The organism is Aquabacterium sp. (genome assembly GCF_049317225.1).
In the GTDB taxonomy this organism is placed as follows: domain Bacteria; phylum Pseudomonadota; class Gammaproteobacteria; order Burkholderiales; family Burkholderiaceae_C; genus Aquabacterium.
This window is the reverse complement of record NZ_JBMOIR010000001.1, coordinates 211,737-228,485: the sequence shown is the minus strand read 5'-3', so window position 1 is coordinate 228,485 and position 16,749 is coordinate 211,737. Positions and strand designations below refer to the sequence as shown.

Annotated in this window: 12 protein-coding genes; 8 read left to right on the top strand and 4 right to left on the bottom strand. The window is 62.4% G+C overall.

Going from position 1 to position 16,749, the window contains the following annotated elements; translation table 11 throughout:
• On the bottom strand, positions 1-1,116 hold the full coding sequence (locus tag ACOYNB_RS00905; protein ID WP_422837229.1) for a Re/Si-specific NAD(P)(+) transhydrogenase subunit alpha: 1,116 nt from the start codon (positions 1,114-1,116) through the stop codon (positions 1-3).
• A 246-nt stretch (positions 1,117-1,362) separates the two neighbouring features.
• Between ACOYNB_RS00905 and ACOYNB_RS00900 the strand changes: the two genes are divergently transcribed.
• The 6 genes from ACOYNB_RS00900 to ACOYNB_RS00875 all read left to right on the top strand — a co-directional run bounded on the left by ACOYNB_RS00900 (position 1,363) and on the right by ACOYNB_RS00875 (position 6,775).
• On the top strand, positions 1,363-1,917 hold the full coding sequence (locus ACOYNB_RS00900; RefSeq protein WP_422837228.1) for an NUDIX hydrolase: 555 nt from the start codon (positions 1,363-1,365) through the stop codon (positions 1,915-1,917).
• An 18-nt stretch (positions 1,918-1,935) separates the two neighbouring features.
• Positions 1,936-3,069 carry a tRNA 2-thiouridine(34) synthase MnmA gene (gene mnmA / locus ACOYNB_RS00895; RefSeq protein WP_422837227.1) on the top strand — a complete coding sequence of 378 codons (1,134 nt, stop codon included), beginning with the start codon at positions 1,936-1,938 and terminating at the stop codon, positions 3,067-3,069.
• Positions 3,066-3,569 carry a PIN domain-containing protein gene (locus ACOYNB_RS00890; RefSeq protein WP_422837226.1) on the top strand — a complete coding sequence of 168 codons (504 nt, stop codon included), beginning with the start codon at positions 3,066-3,068 and terminating at the stop codon, positions 3,567-3,569. Before mnmA ends, ACOYNB_RS00890 begins: the two co-directional genes overlap by 4 nt.
• A gap of 16 nt (positions 3,570-3,585) precedes the next feature.
• Positions 3,586-4,149 (top strand): hypothetical protein, encoded by a 564-nt coding sequence (locus ACOYNB_RS00885; protein ID WP_422837225.1) that lies wholly within the window; start codon positions 3,586-3,588, stop codon positions 4,147-4,149.
• Positions 4,150-4,219: 70 nt separating this feature from the next.
• On the top strand, positions 4,220-5,695 hold the full coding sequence (locus tag ACOYNB_RS00880) for a methyl-accepting chemotaxis protein (protein WP_422837224.1): 1,476 nt from the start codon (positions 4,220-4,222) through the stop codon (positions 5,693-5,695).
• Between the two features lie 120 nt (positions 5,696-5,815).
• The gene (locus tag ACOYNB_RS00875; protein WP_422837223.1) at positions 5,816-6,775 is read left to right on the top strand and encodes a PaaI family thioesterase; all 960 of its coding nucleotides are present in this window, start codon (positions 5,816-5,818) and stop codon (positions 6,773-6,775) included.
• A 6-nt stretch (positions 6,776-6,781) separates the two neighbouring features.
• Here the strand turns inward: ACOYNB_RS00875 and glpD are convergent, their stop codons facing one another.
• From glpD to ACOYNB_RS00860, 3 genes are read right to left on the bottom strand one after another with little or no spacing between them, the layout of a single operon-like run.
• Positions 6,782-8,356 carry a glycerol-3-phosphate dehydrogenase gene (gene glpD, locus ACOYNB_RS00870; protein WP_422837222.1) on the bottom strand — a complete coding sequence of 525 codons (1,575 nt, stop codon included), beginning with the start codon at positions 8,354-8,356 and terminating at the stop codon, positions 6,782-6,784.
• Entirely contained in the window at positions 8,353-13,062 is a 4,710-nt protein-coding gene (locus ACOYNB_RS00865) for a PAS domain S-box protein (protein ID WP_422837221.1), read from the bottom strand. Before ACOYNB_RS00865 ends, glpD begins: the two co-directional genes overlap by 4 nt.
• The gene (locus ACOYNB_RS00860) at positions 13,059-14,189 is read right to left on the bottom strand and encodes an HD-GYP domain-containing protein (protein WP_422837220.1); all 1,131 of its coding nucleotides are present in this window, start codon (positions 14,187-14,189) and stop codon (positions 13,059-13,061) included. Before ACOYNB_RS00860 ends, ACOYNB_RS00865 begins: the two co-directional genes overlap by 4 nt.
• Before the next feature lie 249 nt (positions 14,190-14,438).
• Here ACOYNB_RS00860 and ACOYNB_RS00855 point away from each other — a divergent pair, with 249 nt between their 5' ends.
• Positions 14,439-15,218 (top strand): DeoR/GlpR family DNA-binding transcription regulator, encoded by a 780-nt coding sequence (locus ACOYNB_RS00855; protein ID WP_422837219.1) that lies wholly within the window; start codon positions 14,439-14,441, stop codon positions 15,216-15,218.
• 4 nt (positions 15,219-15,222) lie between these two features.
• Positions 15,223-16,749: a glycerol kinase GlpK gene (gene glpK / locus ACOYNB_RS00850; protein ID WP_422837218.1), complete on the top strand. Its 1,527-nt coding sequence runs from the start codon at positions 15,223-15,225 to the stop codon at positions 16,747-16,749.

Sequence of the window (16,749 nt, the reverse complement as noted above, 5' to 3'; positions counted from 1 at the left end):
TTAAGCGCGCAGCAGTTGGCCGTCACGACACATCAAGCACGCCTTGACGATGTCGTCTTCCAGGTCAATGTGGAACTGACCTTCCTTGTTGATGACCAGCTTCAAGAAGTCGATCACATTGCGTGCGTACAGCGAAGAGGCGTCAGCCGCCACCAGCGCTGGCAAATTGGTTTCGCCCACCAGGGTCACACCGTGCTTGATGACGGTTTGACCGGGTTCGGTCAGCGGGCAGTTGCCGCCGGCAGGCGCGGCCAGGTCCACGATGACCGAGCCGGGCTTCATGGACTTGACCATCTCTTCGGTCACCAGCACGGGGGCGGCGCGACCGGGGATCAGGGCCGTGGTGATCACGATGTCAGCTTGGGCGACACGCTTGGCCACTTCGGCCTTCTGGCGGTCCAGCCAGGATTGCGGCATCGGGCGGGCGTAACCGCCCACGCCTTCGGCAGCCTCCTTCTCTTCGGCCGTTTCATACGGCACGTCGATGAACTTGGCGCCCAGCGACTCGACCTGTTCCTTCACCGAGGGACGAACATCCGAGGCTTCGATCACGGCGCCCAGACGTTTGGCCGTGGCAATCGCCTGCAAACCGGCCACGCCCACGCCCAGGATGACGACGCGCGCGGCCTTCACGGTCCCGGCAGCAGTCATCAACATGGGGAACAGACGCTGGTACTTGTCGGCGGCAATCATGACGGCCTTGTAGCCCGCCAGGTTGGCCTGCGACGACAACACATCCATGCTCTGCGCACGGGTGGTGCGAGGGGCTGCCTCCAGGGCAAATGCCGTCAACTTGGCATCGGTCAGGGCTTGCAGACCATCCTTGTCAAACGGATTGAGCATGCCCACCAACACCGCGCCGGGCTTCATCAACGCACGCTCGTTTGCAAACGGCGAGCGGACCTTGAGCACCATGTCGGCGCCCAGGGCACCGGCGGCATCCGTGATCTCGGCGCCGGCGGCCACATAGGCTTCATCCGTCACGCTGGCGGCCACGCCCGCGCCGGACTGCACCAACAGGGTGTGACCTTGCGCCTTCAATTTCTTGACGGTCTCCGGGGTCACCGCCACGCGGGTCTCGCCGACTGTGGTCTCCAAGGGTACGCCAATGAACATCCGTATCTCCTGCTAAGGGGGTTGCGCCGCGTGCTTCGGGCGTCTAGGAACATGCCAAACGTGCCAGCATACACAAACTTATCGGGGTTTCTCCCCTTAGGGTCTGTCAAGGCACATTGACTTGCCCGAGTTACAAGGCGTATTTGACGGCATTCGTTGTCAGTTTGCATGCCCCCCAGCAAGGGGGAATCACGTTCGCAGCGCCGACACACGAACGTCACCCTATTGGCGGATAATGTCTGGCTCATGAACACCGCCGATCTGTTGAAGGCGATTCCGCCTGCCAATGCGCCCGCCACCCCCAAGGTGCGCTGGAAGCCCAACGTCACTGTTGCAGCGCTCATTGAGCGCGATGGCCGCTTTTTGCTGGTCGAGGAAGAAACCTCCGACGGGCTGCTGCTCAACAACCCCGCGGGCCACCTGGATCCGGGTGAATCCCCCATCCAGGGCGTGATCCGCGAAACATTGGAAGAGACCGCGCGCGAGTTCACCCCGGAAGGCTTTCTGGGTATGTACATGTCCCGATTCCGTCGCACGCGCACCGGCGAAGACATCACCTATCTGCGTCTGGCTTTTTTTGGTTCGGTGGGTGACACCGACCCCGCACTGTCGCTGGACGACGGCATCGTGCGCGCCGTGTGGATGACGGCCGACGAAATCCGCGCCTGCCCCGAGCGCCACCGCAGCCCGCTGGTGCTGGAGTGCATGGAAAGCTACCTGGCCGGCCAGCGCTACCCGCTCGACATTCTGACCGTGCACGAGAGTGTGTTTTCGGCGCCGTCGTACCATCGGGCTTCCTGAGCTTTTTTCTGATCTGACATGCAACAGAGGCAACGCGTCGTCGTGGGCCTGAGTGGCGGCGTGGATTCCGCCGTCAGTGCCTGGCTGCTCAAGCAGCAAGGCCACGAGGTCATCGGCATCTTCATGAAGAACTGGGAAGATGATGACGACAGCGAGTACTGCTCCAGCCGTCAGGACTTCCTGGATGCGGCGTCGGTGGCCGACGTGATCGGCATCGAGATCGAGCACGTCAACTTCGCCTCGGACTACAAGGACCGTGTGTTCGCCGAGTTCCTGCGCGAATACCAGGCCGGTCGCACGCCCAATCCGGATGTGCTGTGCAATGCCGAGATCAAGTTCAAGGCCTTCCTGGACCACGCCATGCGCCTGGGCGCCGAAAAGATCGCCACGGGCCACTACGCCAGGGTGCGCTCGGTGGCCGACACCGCGTACGAAAACGGCCTGCGCTACGAACTGCTCAAAGGCCTGGACCCGCTGAAGGACCAGAGCTACTTCCTGCACCGCCTGAATCAGGCGCAGTTGAGCAAGACGATGTTCCCGGTGGGCGAGCTGCCCAAGACCGAGGTGCGCCGCATTGCCGACGAGATCAAGCTGCCCAACGCCAAGAAGAAGGACTCCACCGGGATCTGCTTCATTGGTGAGCGCCCTTTCCGCGAGTTCCTGAACCGTTACCTGTCGAACACGCCAGGCCCCATCAAGGACGACCGGGGCCGCAAGCTGGGCGAGCACGTGGGCCTGAGTTTCTACACGCTGGGCCAACGCAAAGGCATTGGCATTGGTGGCGTGAAGGAAAAGGGCGCACCGCGCGGCGGTGGGGAGCACGATCCGTGGTTCGTGGCCCGCAAGGACATGGCCACCAACACCTTGTACGTGGTGCAAGGTCATGACCACCCCTGGCTGCAGCAACACACCTTGCTGGCCGATGACCTGAGCTGGGTCGATGGTCGCGGCCCTGTTGTGGGCACACAGTCCCTGGGTGCCAAGACCCGCTACCGCCAGGCCGATGCCCCCTGCGACGTCCTGCTGGCCACCGGCAGTGAAATCGCCTTGCGCTTCCCGCAGGCCCAATGGGCGGTCACGCCCGGCCAGTCTGCGGTGCTCTACCAGGGCGACGTGTGCCTGGGTGGCGGCGTGATCAGCCGCGCCGAATGAGCGCACCACCCGGCAGCCTGCCCGACGGCGCGTCGCTGGCGGCACAGGACCCGCGCCCCATCGTCATCCTGGACACGAATGCGCTGCTGGACTGGCGGGTGTTCAAGGACCCGTCCGCCCAGCCCATCGTCGAAGCCATCCTGGCCGGACAGGTGCGGTGGGTGACTTGTCCGTCCATGGAGCAGGAGTGGCACCAGGTCTGGCCGCGCAGCTACCTCAAGGCCTGGACCCCAGACCCCATGCTGACGCTGACCGTGTTCCAGCACGCAACCTTCGTGGCTGAGCCACCGCGCTGCGGTTTGCGCTGCAAGGACCCGGACGATCAGGTTTTCATCGACCTGGCCATGCAGGTGCGAGCACGCTGGCTGTTCAGCAAAGATGCCGCACTGCTCAAACTCGGCAAGCGGGCCTTCAAGCAGGCGGGGGTGACGGTGCTGCGTTTGCCGCAATGGACAGGCCTGACGCCAGACGAGACCGACGCAACAGCCCAGCCAGTTTGAACAGGAGATGCACGTGATGACTGAAGTGTGCCGCCAGCGACGTTGGGTGTGGATGAGCTTGCCGGTGCTGGGCTTGGCAGCCTGCGCCAGTCTGCTGGGCCCCCGCACGGTCGAGATCTCGCAACAGGAACTGACCGAGAAGCTCGACAAACGCTTCCCGGTCAGTCAACGGGTGCTGAACCTGCTGGAGGTGCAAGCCACCCGCCCCAGCCTGACCATGCAGGCCGACACCAACCGGGTGCGTGCGGCCATCCCTGTGCAGGCGCGTGACCGCTTGATGGGCCAGTCTTACCAAGGGCAAATTCAGGTGAGCTTTGGCCTGCGCTATGTGCCCACGGATCACAGCATCCGCCTCACCCAGGTCCAGGTGGACCAGGTGCAGATTGCCGGCGTCCCCGAGGCCTATCAGCGTGGTCTGACGCGCCTTGGCGCCCTGCTGGCGGAAGACCGTCTGCAGGACTACACGATCCACCAGTTCAAGCCCGAAGACCTGCAAACGGCCCACCGCCTGGGCTATGAGGTGAAAGACATTCAAGTGACATCAAGCGGACTGGCCATTCATCTGCAGCCCAAGCCCTGAGATCTCAAACTTCAGTCTCGCGTGCCGGTGACCGATATACCGTTGTTACAGCGTATTTCGGACATTCTCGATGCCCTCCCATCTCACTCTCCGTCAGAAGTTCATTGTCGGCCTGAGTATCGTGCTGGCCGTCTCAGCGGTGGTCTTGCTCGGCATCCGCTTGCTGAGCAAAGCTGCCACTTTCCATTACCTCGAACGTGAGCACATCAGTGCTGCGCTGTCTTTGTCGCACCAACTGGAGATGGCTCGCATGGCCCCCGACAAGAGCCAGACCACGCGCGCCGACCTGCTGAAACACATTGACCGCGCCATCGATATCGCCAGCAGTGTCGACAAAGAGTTGTTCGGCATTGAAATCTGGGCATTCCGCGTCATTGGCTTTGCACCCGTCATTGATCTGCCGATCAAGGATGTGGGCGAACTGCGGCACATGCGACAGACCATTCAAGCCAGCAACGGACCGGTCGATGCGGCGCTGGTCGAAGCGCTCAGCAGCGACATGGCGCAGGTCATGGACAACAGCAACCAATTCGTCCTGCTGGTCAGTGATGCCGTGAGCTTCATCCGTACCACGGTCATCGTGCTCAATCTGATCGGCCTGGCAGCCTTGTGTGCCAGTTTCCTGCTGATCCGACGCGCCACCATGGCCCCCTTGACCGAGGCCCTGCAAACGGCACAGCGAATTGCCACGGGTGATCTGGCCACACCCGTTTATGTGCACTCAAGCGATGAGATGGGGCAGTTGATGCAGGCGCTGTCGGACATGAAAGACAGTCTGGCTCGTGTGGTGGACGATGTGCGCCAACGATCCGAGGCCGTGGCCTCCAGCATGAACGAAGTGGCCAGCGGTCACGTGGACTTGTCGCAGCGCACGGAGCAGCAGGCTGCGACGATTCAGAAGACCGCCTCGAGCGTTGAACAACTCAATGGCTCGGTGCAGGAAAGCGTGCACCACGTTCAGACCGCCAACGCGCAAGCCGCATCAGCTGCCAGCGTGGCTGAGCAAGGCGGCGAAACCGTCAAGCAGGTGGTGGCCAGCATGAACGAGATCCTGCAGTCGTCTCAAAAAATTGCAGACATCATCTCGGTGATCGATGGCATTGCCTTCCAGACCAATATCCTGGCGCTGAATGCGGCCGTGGAAGCCGCACGTGCCGGCGAACAAGGGCGGGGCTTTGCCGTGGTGGCCGGTGAGGTCCGCACGCTGGCCCAGCGCAGCGCCACCGCAGCCAAGGAAATTGCCTCGCTGATTCGTGCCTCGGTGGAAAAGGTGGAAGCCGGCTCCGACCTGGTCAATCACGCCGGCCAGACCATCGGGCAAGTCGTGGCGGCCGTTCAGGAGGTCTCGCACCTGATCGCGCAGGTTACCCACTCGCTGAGCGAACAGGCCAGCGGCATCCGTCAGATCGACCAGGCCATGTCGCACCTGGATCAGGCCACCCAGCAGAACGCGGCCCTGGCCGAAGAATCTGCTGCAACCGTCGATGCGGTGCGCCAGGAAACCGCTGCGCTCGTCGACGCAGTGGACCAGTTCAGGCTGCGCTAATCTGCCAGAAGATGCGGAAAATGTGACCTTGATTGTCAATTTCTGCCGCAACGAGACACAAGGCCGTCGAGTTTGTGGACAATGACGCCTCTACGTGTTTTCACTGAGGCAGTCCACATCATGAGCATCTTCAGCGGTGACTCCCGCACCACCTGGGTTCAGGCCTTCATCTCCGGCATCCCGTATGCCGCCCATTCAGGCATGCAGGTGGTGGACATGGGCAAAGGCCACGCGAGCCTGCTGCTGCCCGCTCGCGACACCTGGACAGGTGACACGACACGCAACCTGATCCACCCGGGTTGCCTCAGCGTCTTGGCCGACACCGCCTGCGGTGTGGCCGTGGGCTGTGCTTTGGATGAGATGGAGCCCTTCGCCACGCTGGACCTGCGCATGGACTACCTGCGCCCGCCTGTGGCCAACATCAACACGATTTGCCGCGCCGAGTGCCATCGACTGTCGCGCAGCGTGGCCTTCGTACGAGGTGAGTTGTTCCAGTTGGGCCAGTCTGAACCGGTCGCCACGGTGAACGCCACCTTCATGCGCGCCACGGCCAACACGCGGCGCAAAGATCTGAAGTCGACCCCGACGCCGTCTGAAGCAGCCGCCAACCTGATCGCCCCCACCAGCGTGGAGACCAGTCATTTCATCACCAGCGTGGCCGCCGACACCCCCGAGGTCCCGGCCCTGGCTGGCGGCCGCTCGCCCTACGTGGAGTTCCTGAACATCCACAAGCAAGCGCAAATTGATGCCGGGCCGGTGTTCCGCCTGCCCTTCAAGTCTGAATTGGTCGGCAACCCGATGCTGCCCGCCATTCATGGTGGCGTGCTGGCCGGTTTCGGTGAAACCGCCATGCTGCTGCACCTGATCGACACCAATCCAGGCATTGGCGTACCGCGCAGCGTCGACTTTGCCATTGCGTACATGCGCTCGGCCAAGCCGGTCGACACCTTTGCGCAATGCACCACCGTGCGTCAAGGCAACCGCGTGGCGCTGGCTCAAGTGTCCATCTGGCAGGATGACCCACAACGCCCTGTGGCCAATGCGCGCGGCCACTTTCTGATGCCGCGCGAAGAGGAGTGAGGGTACTCACCCCTGTGCGGTCAGCCAGTCTGCTACGGCTTGCCGCTCACTGGGGGAGTAATGCAAGCCAAGCTTGCTGCGGCGCCACAGGATGTCTTCGGCCGTTCTGGCCCACTCATGCCTTCTGAGGTAGCTCAGCTCGATCTCATGCAAGCCGGGCGACACCTCCCGCCCCAGTGCATCAGGATGCGAGACATGCGCCAGCATCCGAAACACCCGGCCACCATAAGCGCGACACCACCGGGATGCCAGGGCATCGTCCAGCCAGGGCAACTGGCGCAGCAGATGCGCCTGTAAACCGGCAAAGGCGGCCTGAGGATGAATCAACACCTCTTCGGTGTTCACATGCTCCAGCAAGTTGCCACCCGGCAGCCACGCGTGTGCGGTCCAGGGCAAGCGACGGGAGCCCAGCAACTCCCCCACCTGCGTCGCCGCCTGCTCAGCCAGTACCCGAAAGGTCGTGATCTTGCCGCCCCACACGGTGAGCCAGGGCGCAGGTTCGTTACTCACCTGCAGTCGATAGTCTCGTGTCACCGCCGAGGCCGAGCTCTGCGCGTCGTCCAGCAAGGGGCGCACCCCGGCGTAGCTCCACCGAACGTCTTGCGGTGTCACGGCCTGCTTCAGATAGCGATTGACCGTTTGGCAAAGGTAGGCAACTTCATCGTCGTCAATGCGCACGGCCGATGGATCGCCCTGGAACGCCACATCGGTGGTGCCGATGAGGGTGAAGTCCTGCTCGTAAGGGATCACGAACACGATGCGGCCATCCTCCCCCTGCAAGATGTAGGCGTGGTCATGCGCTGTGCAGCGCGGCACCACGATGTGGCTGCCCTTGACCAGCCGCAGGTGTGTCGGGTTGCTGCGCACGCCCATGCCATCGCGCAACACGCGCTCCACCCAAGGCCCTGCGGCATTGACGACGGCTCGGGCCCGCAAGGTCGTGGGCTCCCGTGCACCTTGTGCCTGCAGGGTGGCGCACCATCCATCGCCATCGGGTGTGATGGCTGTACAGCGCGTCCGTGTGAGGATGCTGGCCCCGAGCTCGGATGCATCCATCGCACACAGCACGACCAGTCTGGCATCGTCTACCCAGCCATCAGAATAGACAAAGCCACGCTGCCACTGTGGCTGCAACGGTGCCCCCAACGGAGAATGGTTCAGATCCACCGTTTCACAGCCCGGCAGGAAGCGTCTGGGCGCCAAGTGGTCATACAACCATAGGCCCAGCCGAATCATCCATGCGGGGCGCATGTGGGCATCGTGCGGCAACACAAACCGCATGGGCCACATGATGTGCGGAGCGGAGCGCAGCAGTCGCTCCCGCTCGAGCAGGGCTTTGCGCACCAGGCCAAATTCCCGGTACTCCAGGTAGCGCAGTCCGCCATGAATCAGTTTGGAGGACGCCGACGAGGTATGCGCGCCCAAATCGTCTTGCTCACACAAGACGACACGCCACCCCCGTCCGGCCAGATCACGCGCGATGCCGGTACCGTTGATCCCGCCGCCAACCACCAACACATCACAGCTCTGATCCGAACCCAGCAGACTGTTGGCGCGATGGAAACTGTTGGTATCGCTCATTGCCACCCCTGATCCAGCGTCAATGCGGTGTCCAGCGTGGTCAAGGCGGCTGCGAAGTCAAACGCCTCAATCGCACGATTCAACTCATTCCAGGTTTCGTCGGGCCATGCGGCCCGCATGGGCGGCCCCAACTCGCGCCAGGTCACATAGGCCTGCATGTCGTTTTGCACCAGACTTTGATGCAGTCTTCTCAGGCCTGCCACCAGCTCGGGCGAGGTGGCCGGCATGACTGGTGACTCGTCAGACAAGGACAGAATCTGATCTATGTGCGCCATCACAGGACGGAGCGCAGCCTCAACAGCCGATAGCAAGGGCTGCCACGCCACGGCATCCACATCAGCGTGGTACGCCAACTCCAGGGTTTCAGCGGCATCACGCAACGCACGCATGCCCAAAATGGCCGCCACCGACTTGAGCGAATGGGCTGCACGCTGCAACTCGCCCCAATGCTCATCACGCAACAGCGCTTCCATGCGCTGGATGTCGTGCGCATGGGCCGTACGGAAAGTCTTGAGCATTTGCAAATAGCGTTCTCGCCGACCCCCGAGGTAGGCCACCCCGGCATCGGTATCGATGACGCCGGCCGGCCAAGTGACCGCCAGCGGCATTCGGTCGCTGGCGCGCTGCGCCTCCGACACGGCCAGCCACTGCGACAGCACCTGCCGCAACATGTCGGGCTCCACCGGCTTGGCCACAAAGCCATTCATGCCCGCGGCTTCGCAACGCAAGCGGTCTTCCGTGAACGCATTGGCCGTCATGGCCACGATGGGAACATCACCCCCCTTCGGCAGCAGACGAATTTTCTGCGTCGCGGTCACGCCATCCATCACGGGCATCTGCATGTCCATCAGGATCAGGTCATAGGCGTGATCCTGCAACAGGGTCAAGGCTTCCTGTCCGTTGCCTGCCAGATCCACGCTCAAACCAAAGCTCTTCAGGATCTCGGAGGCCACTTCCTGATTGATCTGGTTGTCTTCCACCAGCAGCACATGGGCCCCCGCGCGCAACTCGGCAGCCACGCGCGGGGTCACTTGCGGAAGCTTGGCGCGGTCACCAGGTTTCAGGCAAACCGTGAACCAGAAGCGGCTGCCTTTGCCCAACTCACTGTCCACACCGGCGTCACCGCCCATCAGGCGTGCCAACTTGCGCGAAATCGCCAGGCCAAGTCCTGTTCCGCCGTATTTGCGCGTGGTCGACGCCTCGGCCTGCTCAAAAGCAGAGAACAGGCGTTCCATGTCATCGGCACTGATGCCGATGCCGGTGTCTTGCACTTCAAACCGCACACGGATCTCATCCGACTGGCGGGCAATCAACTGCGCACGCAACACGACCCCGCCTTCGTGAGTGAACTTCACGGCGTTGGCCAGATAGTTGATCAAAATCTGTCCCAGCCGCAGAGGATCGCCTTCCACGGCCATGCCGTACAACTGCGGATCGATGTCGGTCTGCAGTGTCAAATGCTTGGCACGGTAGCGCTCGCTCATCATGCTGAACACATGATCGATCGTGGCTGGAATCAGGAAGGCATGCTGCTCCAGTTGCAAGCGCTCAGCCTCGATCTTGGACAAATCCAGGATGTCATTGATGACACCCAGCAAATGCTTGCCCGACAACATGATCTTGTCGACCCGCGCCAACTGCTCTGGTGACTGCAACTGAGGTTTGAGCAGGTGTGCAAAGCCAATGATGGCGTTGAGGGGCGTGCGGATTTCGTGGCTCATGTTGGCCAGGAAGGTGCTCTTGGCGCGGTTGGCGGTTTCGGCCGCCTGCATGGCCTGCTCCAGCTCCAGCGTCCGCGTCTGCACCAGCTCTTCCAGATGCTGACGGTGCAGGATCAGTTCGGCCTCGTCGCGCTTGCGTTGCGTCACATCCTCTTTGACGGCGACATAGTGCGTCACCTGCCCTTGCAGATTGCGCATCGGCGAGATGCTGGCGGCCTCGACGTATTCCTGTCCATTCTTGCGACGATTGATGAACTCCCCGTGCCAGACCTCACCACGCAGCAAGGTGGCCCACAAGTCTTCGTAGGTTGCCGTGGCGGTGCGCCCCGACTGCAACATGCGCGGAAAACGGCCAATGGCCTCGGCCCGCCCGTAACCGGTCGTCTGACAGAAGCACTCGTTGACGTACTCGATGCGGCCCGCCAAGTCGGTGATCATGATGCCGTTGGAGCTCTGCTCCACCGCCAGAGACAGCTTGTGAATGGTCTCTTCGATTTCTCGCTTTTCGGTGATGTCGCGCGCAATTTTGGACGCGCCGATGACTTGCCCCTGTAAATCATGAATGGGTGAAATCGTGGCCGAAACAAAGATGTGCTGGCCATCCTTGCGCACCCGTTCAGACTCGAGATGCTCGACCTTCTCGCCTCGGCGAATGCGCGCCAGAATGTCTGACTCTTCCTGATCCCGACCCGGCGGCAGCATCAGCGCCATCGGCTGCCCGATGACTTCTTCGGCCTGGTAGCCATAGATACGCTCCGCCCCTGGGTTCCAGCTCTGAATGCGGCCATCCAGCGCCGTGCTGATGATGGCGTCTTCGGATGATCGAACAATCAGTTCGTACTGCTGCCTCTGGGCTTCCAGATGCTTGCGCGCCGTGATGTCGGTCCACACGACGTGAAGCACGCGCTTTGCGTCGACCTCGATCATGGTCACCAGCACCTCTGCATCAAAAGGTGAGCCATCGAGCTTGGTGTGCACCCACTCAAACCGCAAGCTGCCCTGCGACATGGCTTGCTCGACCTTGCGAGGAACCTCATCGCGTGACAACTTGCCGTCAGGCTGATGGGTCGGCGAGAAGTCATCCGGCCGCTTACCCAGAATGTCCGCCAAGCTGCTGCAGCCCAACATGTCGAGCGTGGCCTGGTTGGCATCCACAAAACACCCGTCTTCGACCAAAAACTGAGGTTGCCGAGACTCCTTGAACAAGCGGCGGAAGCGCTCTTCGCTTTGACGCAGGCGCTCGTCGGCCTCTCGCACATCGGTGATGTCCAGCAAGATGCCGCTGAAGACGCCGGGATGATGCTCATCAACCTGACGAAGCAGTTGTCCTCGCCCTGCCACCCAAATCCAGTGCCCGGCGTCGTGGCGCACACGGAACTCGGTCTCAAAGTAGCTGGTCACACCCTCCTGATGCTGAATCCAGCGCTGGCGCAACTCCGGCAAATCGTCGGGGTGCACTCGAGGCGAAAAGCGGGCCAGCGTCAAGGGGGTCAGGCTCGCCAAGGTGCTGCCCAGCATCTCGGCAAAGCGTGCATTGATGTGAATCTCCGGCTGATCCATCACCCATTCCCACGCACCAGCATGCGTGGCATCCAGGATGTTTTGCAGTCTCGCCCGTTCGTCCATCAAGGCGCGCTGCGCCACCATGCGCTGAGTGATGTCGCTCCAGATCTGAGACAGATAAAGGCGACCGTCGAGTGTCAGCAACTTCACGCTCACATGGATGTGAACCAACGAGCCATCCTTGCGACGTCGCAGCGTGTCGAACTCTTGATGTTCGTTGGGCTTGTGGCGCGAGATCATGTCCCGAATCTCGGCTTCGTTCATGGCCCCTTGCACATCGGGCAAGCCCAGGCCACTCATTTCATCTCGGGTGTAGCCCATGAGACGGCACGCCGCATCGTTGAATTCGACGAACCCCAAGGTCTCGACATCCACCAAGGCAATGCCGTCTTCTGCCAGCGACACAATGGCGGAAAAGATGTCTTCACGACGGCGTGCCAGAGCCCGCTCACGGCGCAACCACAGCATGCGCGTCAATCGCTCGGCCACGGCTTGCAACAAGGCTTGCTTTTGAGGCAACGGACCACACGTGGGCTTGAGGCAGCGGCCAACGATCAGGCCGGGCTGGACCACGTCACCAAACGGGAAGCGGATCTGGCAATGCGCCTCCGCCTCTGGCATGGGCGCGCCATATACCGTTCCATCCAGCACGATGGACACGGCACACCGCTCCGGGTCATGCCAGCCACGTGGCAACACCGCCGCCAATTGTTGCCACATCTGCACTGGATCCAGTGCCTCGTCTTCCGTCAGGCGCAGCACTTCATTCATGCACTGGCGTTCGGCCACGCGCTCGTGCAGTTCGTCAATGGCTTGGGTCTCGCGGGTGATGTCTCGGGCCACGCCCAACACACCCAGCACATGCCCCTGTGCATCACGCACCGCCACTTTGTGCGTCCGGTACAGCCCGGTGTAGCTGCCGTCTTTGAAGGTCAACCACTCTTCGAACACATGGGGCTTGTCACTGCCCATGGCGATGCGGTCATCTTTGCGGAAGGCTTGGGCCACCGCTGGTGGCGCAAAGGCTTCATCGCGGCGCCCCACCACTGCCGCTTCGGGGGCACCACATAATGGTTCAAACCCCGGGTTGCAGAACATGTAGACCCCATCAGGATCCTTCATCCAGACCAGATCGGGCAAGGCATGCAGCAGGGTGCGCAATCGGGCGCGTTCGGCGTCCAGCGCCGCCACTTGTTCGGTCAGCGCTGTGCGCGCCTGACGCAACTGGTTGTTGCGCCACCAGGCATGCAGCAGCAAAGCCGCCAACCCCATGCCCAGCAACACCACCATCTCCAGCATCCACGGATGGTCCACCCAGAGTTCCTGCCAGGTATCGTGAGCCAGCCAGGTCAACATCTCGACCGTCAATACGCCCGCCAGCAACACGATGGCCACCGCCAATAACCAGCGACTGCGCTTCATGATTGCGCTCCAGCCGTACCTTCGGGCGGCCTCTCGGCAAACTTCGCTGCAATGCGCGCAAAGGCCTCACGGCGACGCAGATAGGCGTCCACCACGTCCGGATCGAAGTGCTGCCCCCGTCCTTGCAGCAGGATGGCTTCGGCTTGATCCAGACTGTACGCGTCCTTGTAGGTGCGCTTGCTGATGAGGGCATCAAACACGTCCGCCAGGGCCATCAACCGCGCCGACAGCGGAATTGCTTCCCCCTTCAGGTGATCGGGATAGCCCGAGCCATCCCACTTTTCGTGGTGATGGCGAGCGATGTCGATGGCGTCATGCAGAAAACTCAAGGCTTCCTGATCCGGTTCGAGTTGGATGGCGCGCACGATCGCATCGGCCCCAATCTGGGCGTGGGTCATCATCACCACCCACTCTTCAGGTGTGAGCTTGCCCGGCTTGAGAAGAATGTTGTCAGGAATGCCGACCTTGCCAATGTCGTGCAGGGGAGCCGCTTTGGCATAGGCGTCAATCACTTCTGCGGTAAGAACCTCGGCGTAGCGAGGCAGCGTGGCCATCTCCATGGCCAATTCGCGCACATAAGCCTGCGTGCGCAGAATGTGATTGCCGGTTTCGTTGTCTCGTACCTCGGCCAGACAGGCCAAAGCACGCAGCACCACATCCTGCAGCTTGTGGTACTGCTCGACACGCCGCTCCACTTCCTGCTCAAGCCATGCATTCTTGTCATGCAGGATGTCGCGGGCCTGTTTGAGTTGCAGGTGCGTCTGTACGCGTGCTTTGACAATCGCCGGTTTGACGGGCTTGGTGATGTAGTCTGCGGCGCCTTGGTTCAACCCATACGCCTCGTCTTCCGTGGCGCCCAGGGCCGTCACAAAAATCACCGGAATCTGACTGGTGTTGACATCCGCCTTCAACCGTCCCAGCACGGTGTAGCCATCCATGCCCGGCATCATGATGTCCAGCAAGATGAGATCCGGGCGAGGCAAGGTGTTCGCCAACTCGAGTGCACGCTGCCCTGAATTGGCCACCCGCACCTGGTAATCGGCCATCAAACACTCGCCGATGACCACCAGATTTTCTGGCGTGTCATCCACCACCAGGATCACTGGGCGATCAGCCGACTCAGACATGGGGGCCACGATGTTTGTCACAATTTGTTTCAACTTTGAGAGCTTAGCTCAGGGGCTTCACTTTTTTCATTTCGACTGAAAGCAATAGCGTGACGACCCGGTAGGAAACCCGGCTGACCGTGATTTATGCGCAGGTCACACTCTCTGAAATTTGTCATTGCTGTCTGGTGCAGCTTTGTGATCGAATACGTTCGCTTTTAATCCTGTCTCAACACAAAAGCAACCTAATTGATCAAGGAGACTTCGTCCATGCCCGTTTCCCCGTGGAGCCCCAATCCGCGCCAGCAAGCGCTGCTTGACGAAGTCCGTGCGCGTGGTGCGGTCTCGGTCGAGCGCCTGGCCCAGCGACTGGACGTGACCATGCAGACCGTGCGCCGGGATGTGCAGCGTCTGGCAGAAGCCGGCTTGCTCTTGCGCTTTCACGGCGGGGTCAGTCTGCCGCGTGAAGCCGTGGCTGCCGGCGCCTGGAAAGAGCGCCAGGCCCTCAAGGCCGATGCCAAGGCCCGCATTGCCCGCTCGGTGGCGGCCGCCATTCCGGACGGCAGCACGCTGATGCTCGGCATCGGGACCACTGTGGAAGCCGTGGCCCGCGAACTGCTCAAGAAGAACGGGCTGCGCGTGATCACCCACAACCTGCATGTCGCCAGCCTGCTGAGCGAGCACCCGGATTGCAAGGTGCACGTGGCGGGCGGGGTCTTGCGCTCCCGAGACAGCGCCTTGGAAGGCGACAGCACCGTGGACTTCCTCAAACAGTTCAAGGTGGACATCACCATCATGACGGCCCTGGGCATCGACGCCGATGGCAGCATCCGAGACCGGGACCAGCGTGAAATGCCCGTGGCCCAGGCCATGCGTGATCAGGCCCGCGAAACCTGGCTGGTGGCCGACGTCAGCAAATTCGGCCAACCCGCGCTCGCCGAAGTCGGCAAGGTGCCAGGCATCCGCCGGGTGTTCACCGAGGCCTTGCCGCCTGCGCCTTTTGCCCAACAGATGCAGGAATGGGGCACCCTGCTGACCATCGCCTCCTGATGACATGTCCTTGATCCTTGCGCTCGACCAGGGCACCTCCAGCTCCCGCAGCATCGTGTTTGACGCGCAAGGCCACATCCTGGCCAGCGCCCAGCAAGAAATCCGACAGCACTACCCACAACCCGGATGGGTCGAGCACGACCCGCTGGAGCTGTGGCAAACCCAGCGGGACACCGCCCACAGCGCGCTCATGCAGTTGCGCGCACAGGGCCACGATCTGCGCGAAGTGCGTGCCGTGGGCATCACCAACCAGCGTGAAACCACGGTGCTGTGGCGTCGGGACACGGGCGAGCCCGTGGCACGCGCCATCGTGTGGCAAGACCGTCGCACCGAACCCCAATGCGCCCAATGGCGAGAAGCCGGCTGGGCCGACACGGTCCGTGCGCGCACGGGCCTCGTCATCGACCCGTATTTCTCGGGCAGCAAACTCAAGTGGCTGCTGGACACGCTGCCCGGTGCCCGCGAGGCGGCTCAGCGCGGAGAACTGGCTTTCGGCACGGTCGACTGCTGGCTGCTGTGGAAACTCACGGGCGGCCAGGTCCACGCCACGGACGTGAGCAACGCCTCGCGCACCATGCTGTGGAACATCCACACCCAGGACTGGGACGACGACCTGCTCGAGCGGCTGGACATCCCCCGCGAGGTGCTACCCACCGTCCACCCATCCAGCCACCTGTATGGCGAGGTGGCTCCCGGCATCTGGGGCAGCCATCTGGATCTGCCTGGCCTCGGGGCGCTGCCCATTGGCGGCATGGCCGGCGACCAGCAAGCCGCCCTCTTTGGGCAGGCAGGCTTTGAGGCGGGGCTCGCCAAGAACACCTACGGAACCGGTTGCTTCATGCTGATGCACACCGGGGCCCACGCCAGCCACTCCGCCAACGGCATGCTCACCACCGCCGCGGCCCAGTTGCCCCAACAGCCCGCCTACGCGCTGGAGGGCAGTGTGTTCATCGGGGGCGCGGTGGTGCAGTGGTTGCGCGACGGCCTGCACGCCATTCGAGCGGCCAGCGAAGTCCAGTCCCTGGCCGAAAGCGTGCCCGATGCCGGCGGCGTCATGTTCGTGCCAGCCTTCACCGGGCTGGGCGCGCCCTACTGGGACAGCGAGGCCCGGGGTGCCATCGTCGGCCTGACGCGTGGCAGCACCGTGGCGCACATTGCCCGGGCAGCGCTGGAGTCCATCGCATTCCAGAGCGCGGCCCTGCTTCAGGCCATGAGCCGCGACGCGGTCGCGACGGGCGGACGCCCCGTCACCGAGTTGCGCGTGGACGGCGGCGCCTGCGTCAACAACCTGCTCATGCAGTTCCAGGCCGATTTGCTGGGCATCCCCGTGGTGCGCCCGCGCGTGGTCGAAACCACGGCCCTGGGCGCGGCCTATCTGGCAGGACTGGCCACCGGCATCTATGCCGACACCCAGGTGATTGCACGCCTGTGGCAAGCCGAACGCACGTTCTACCCGACCCTGTCCCGGGATCGGGCCGACCAATTGATGGACCAGTGGGCTCGCGCCGTGCGACAAGCCTGCACGCACTGA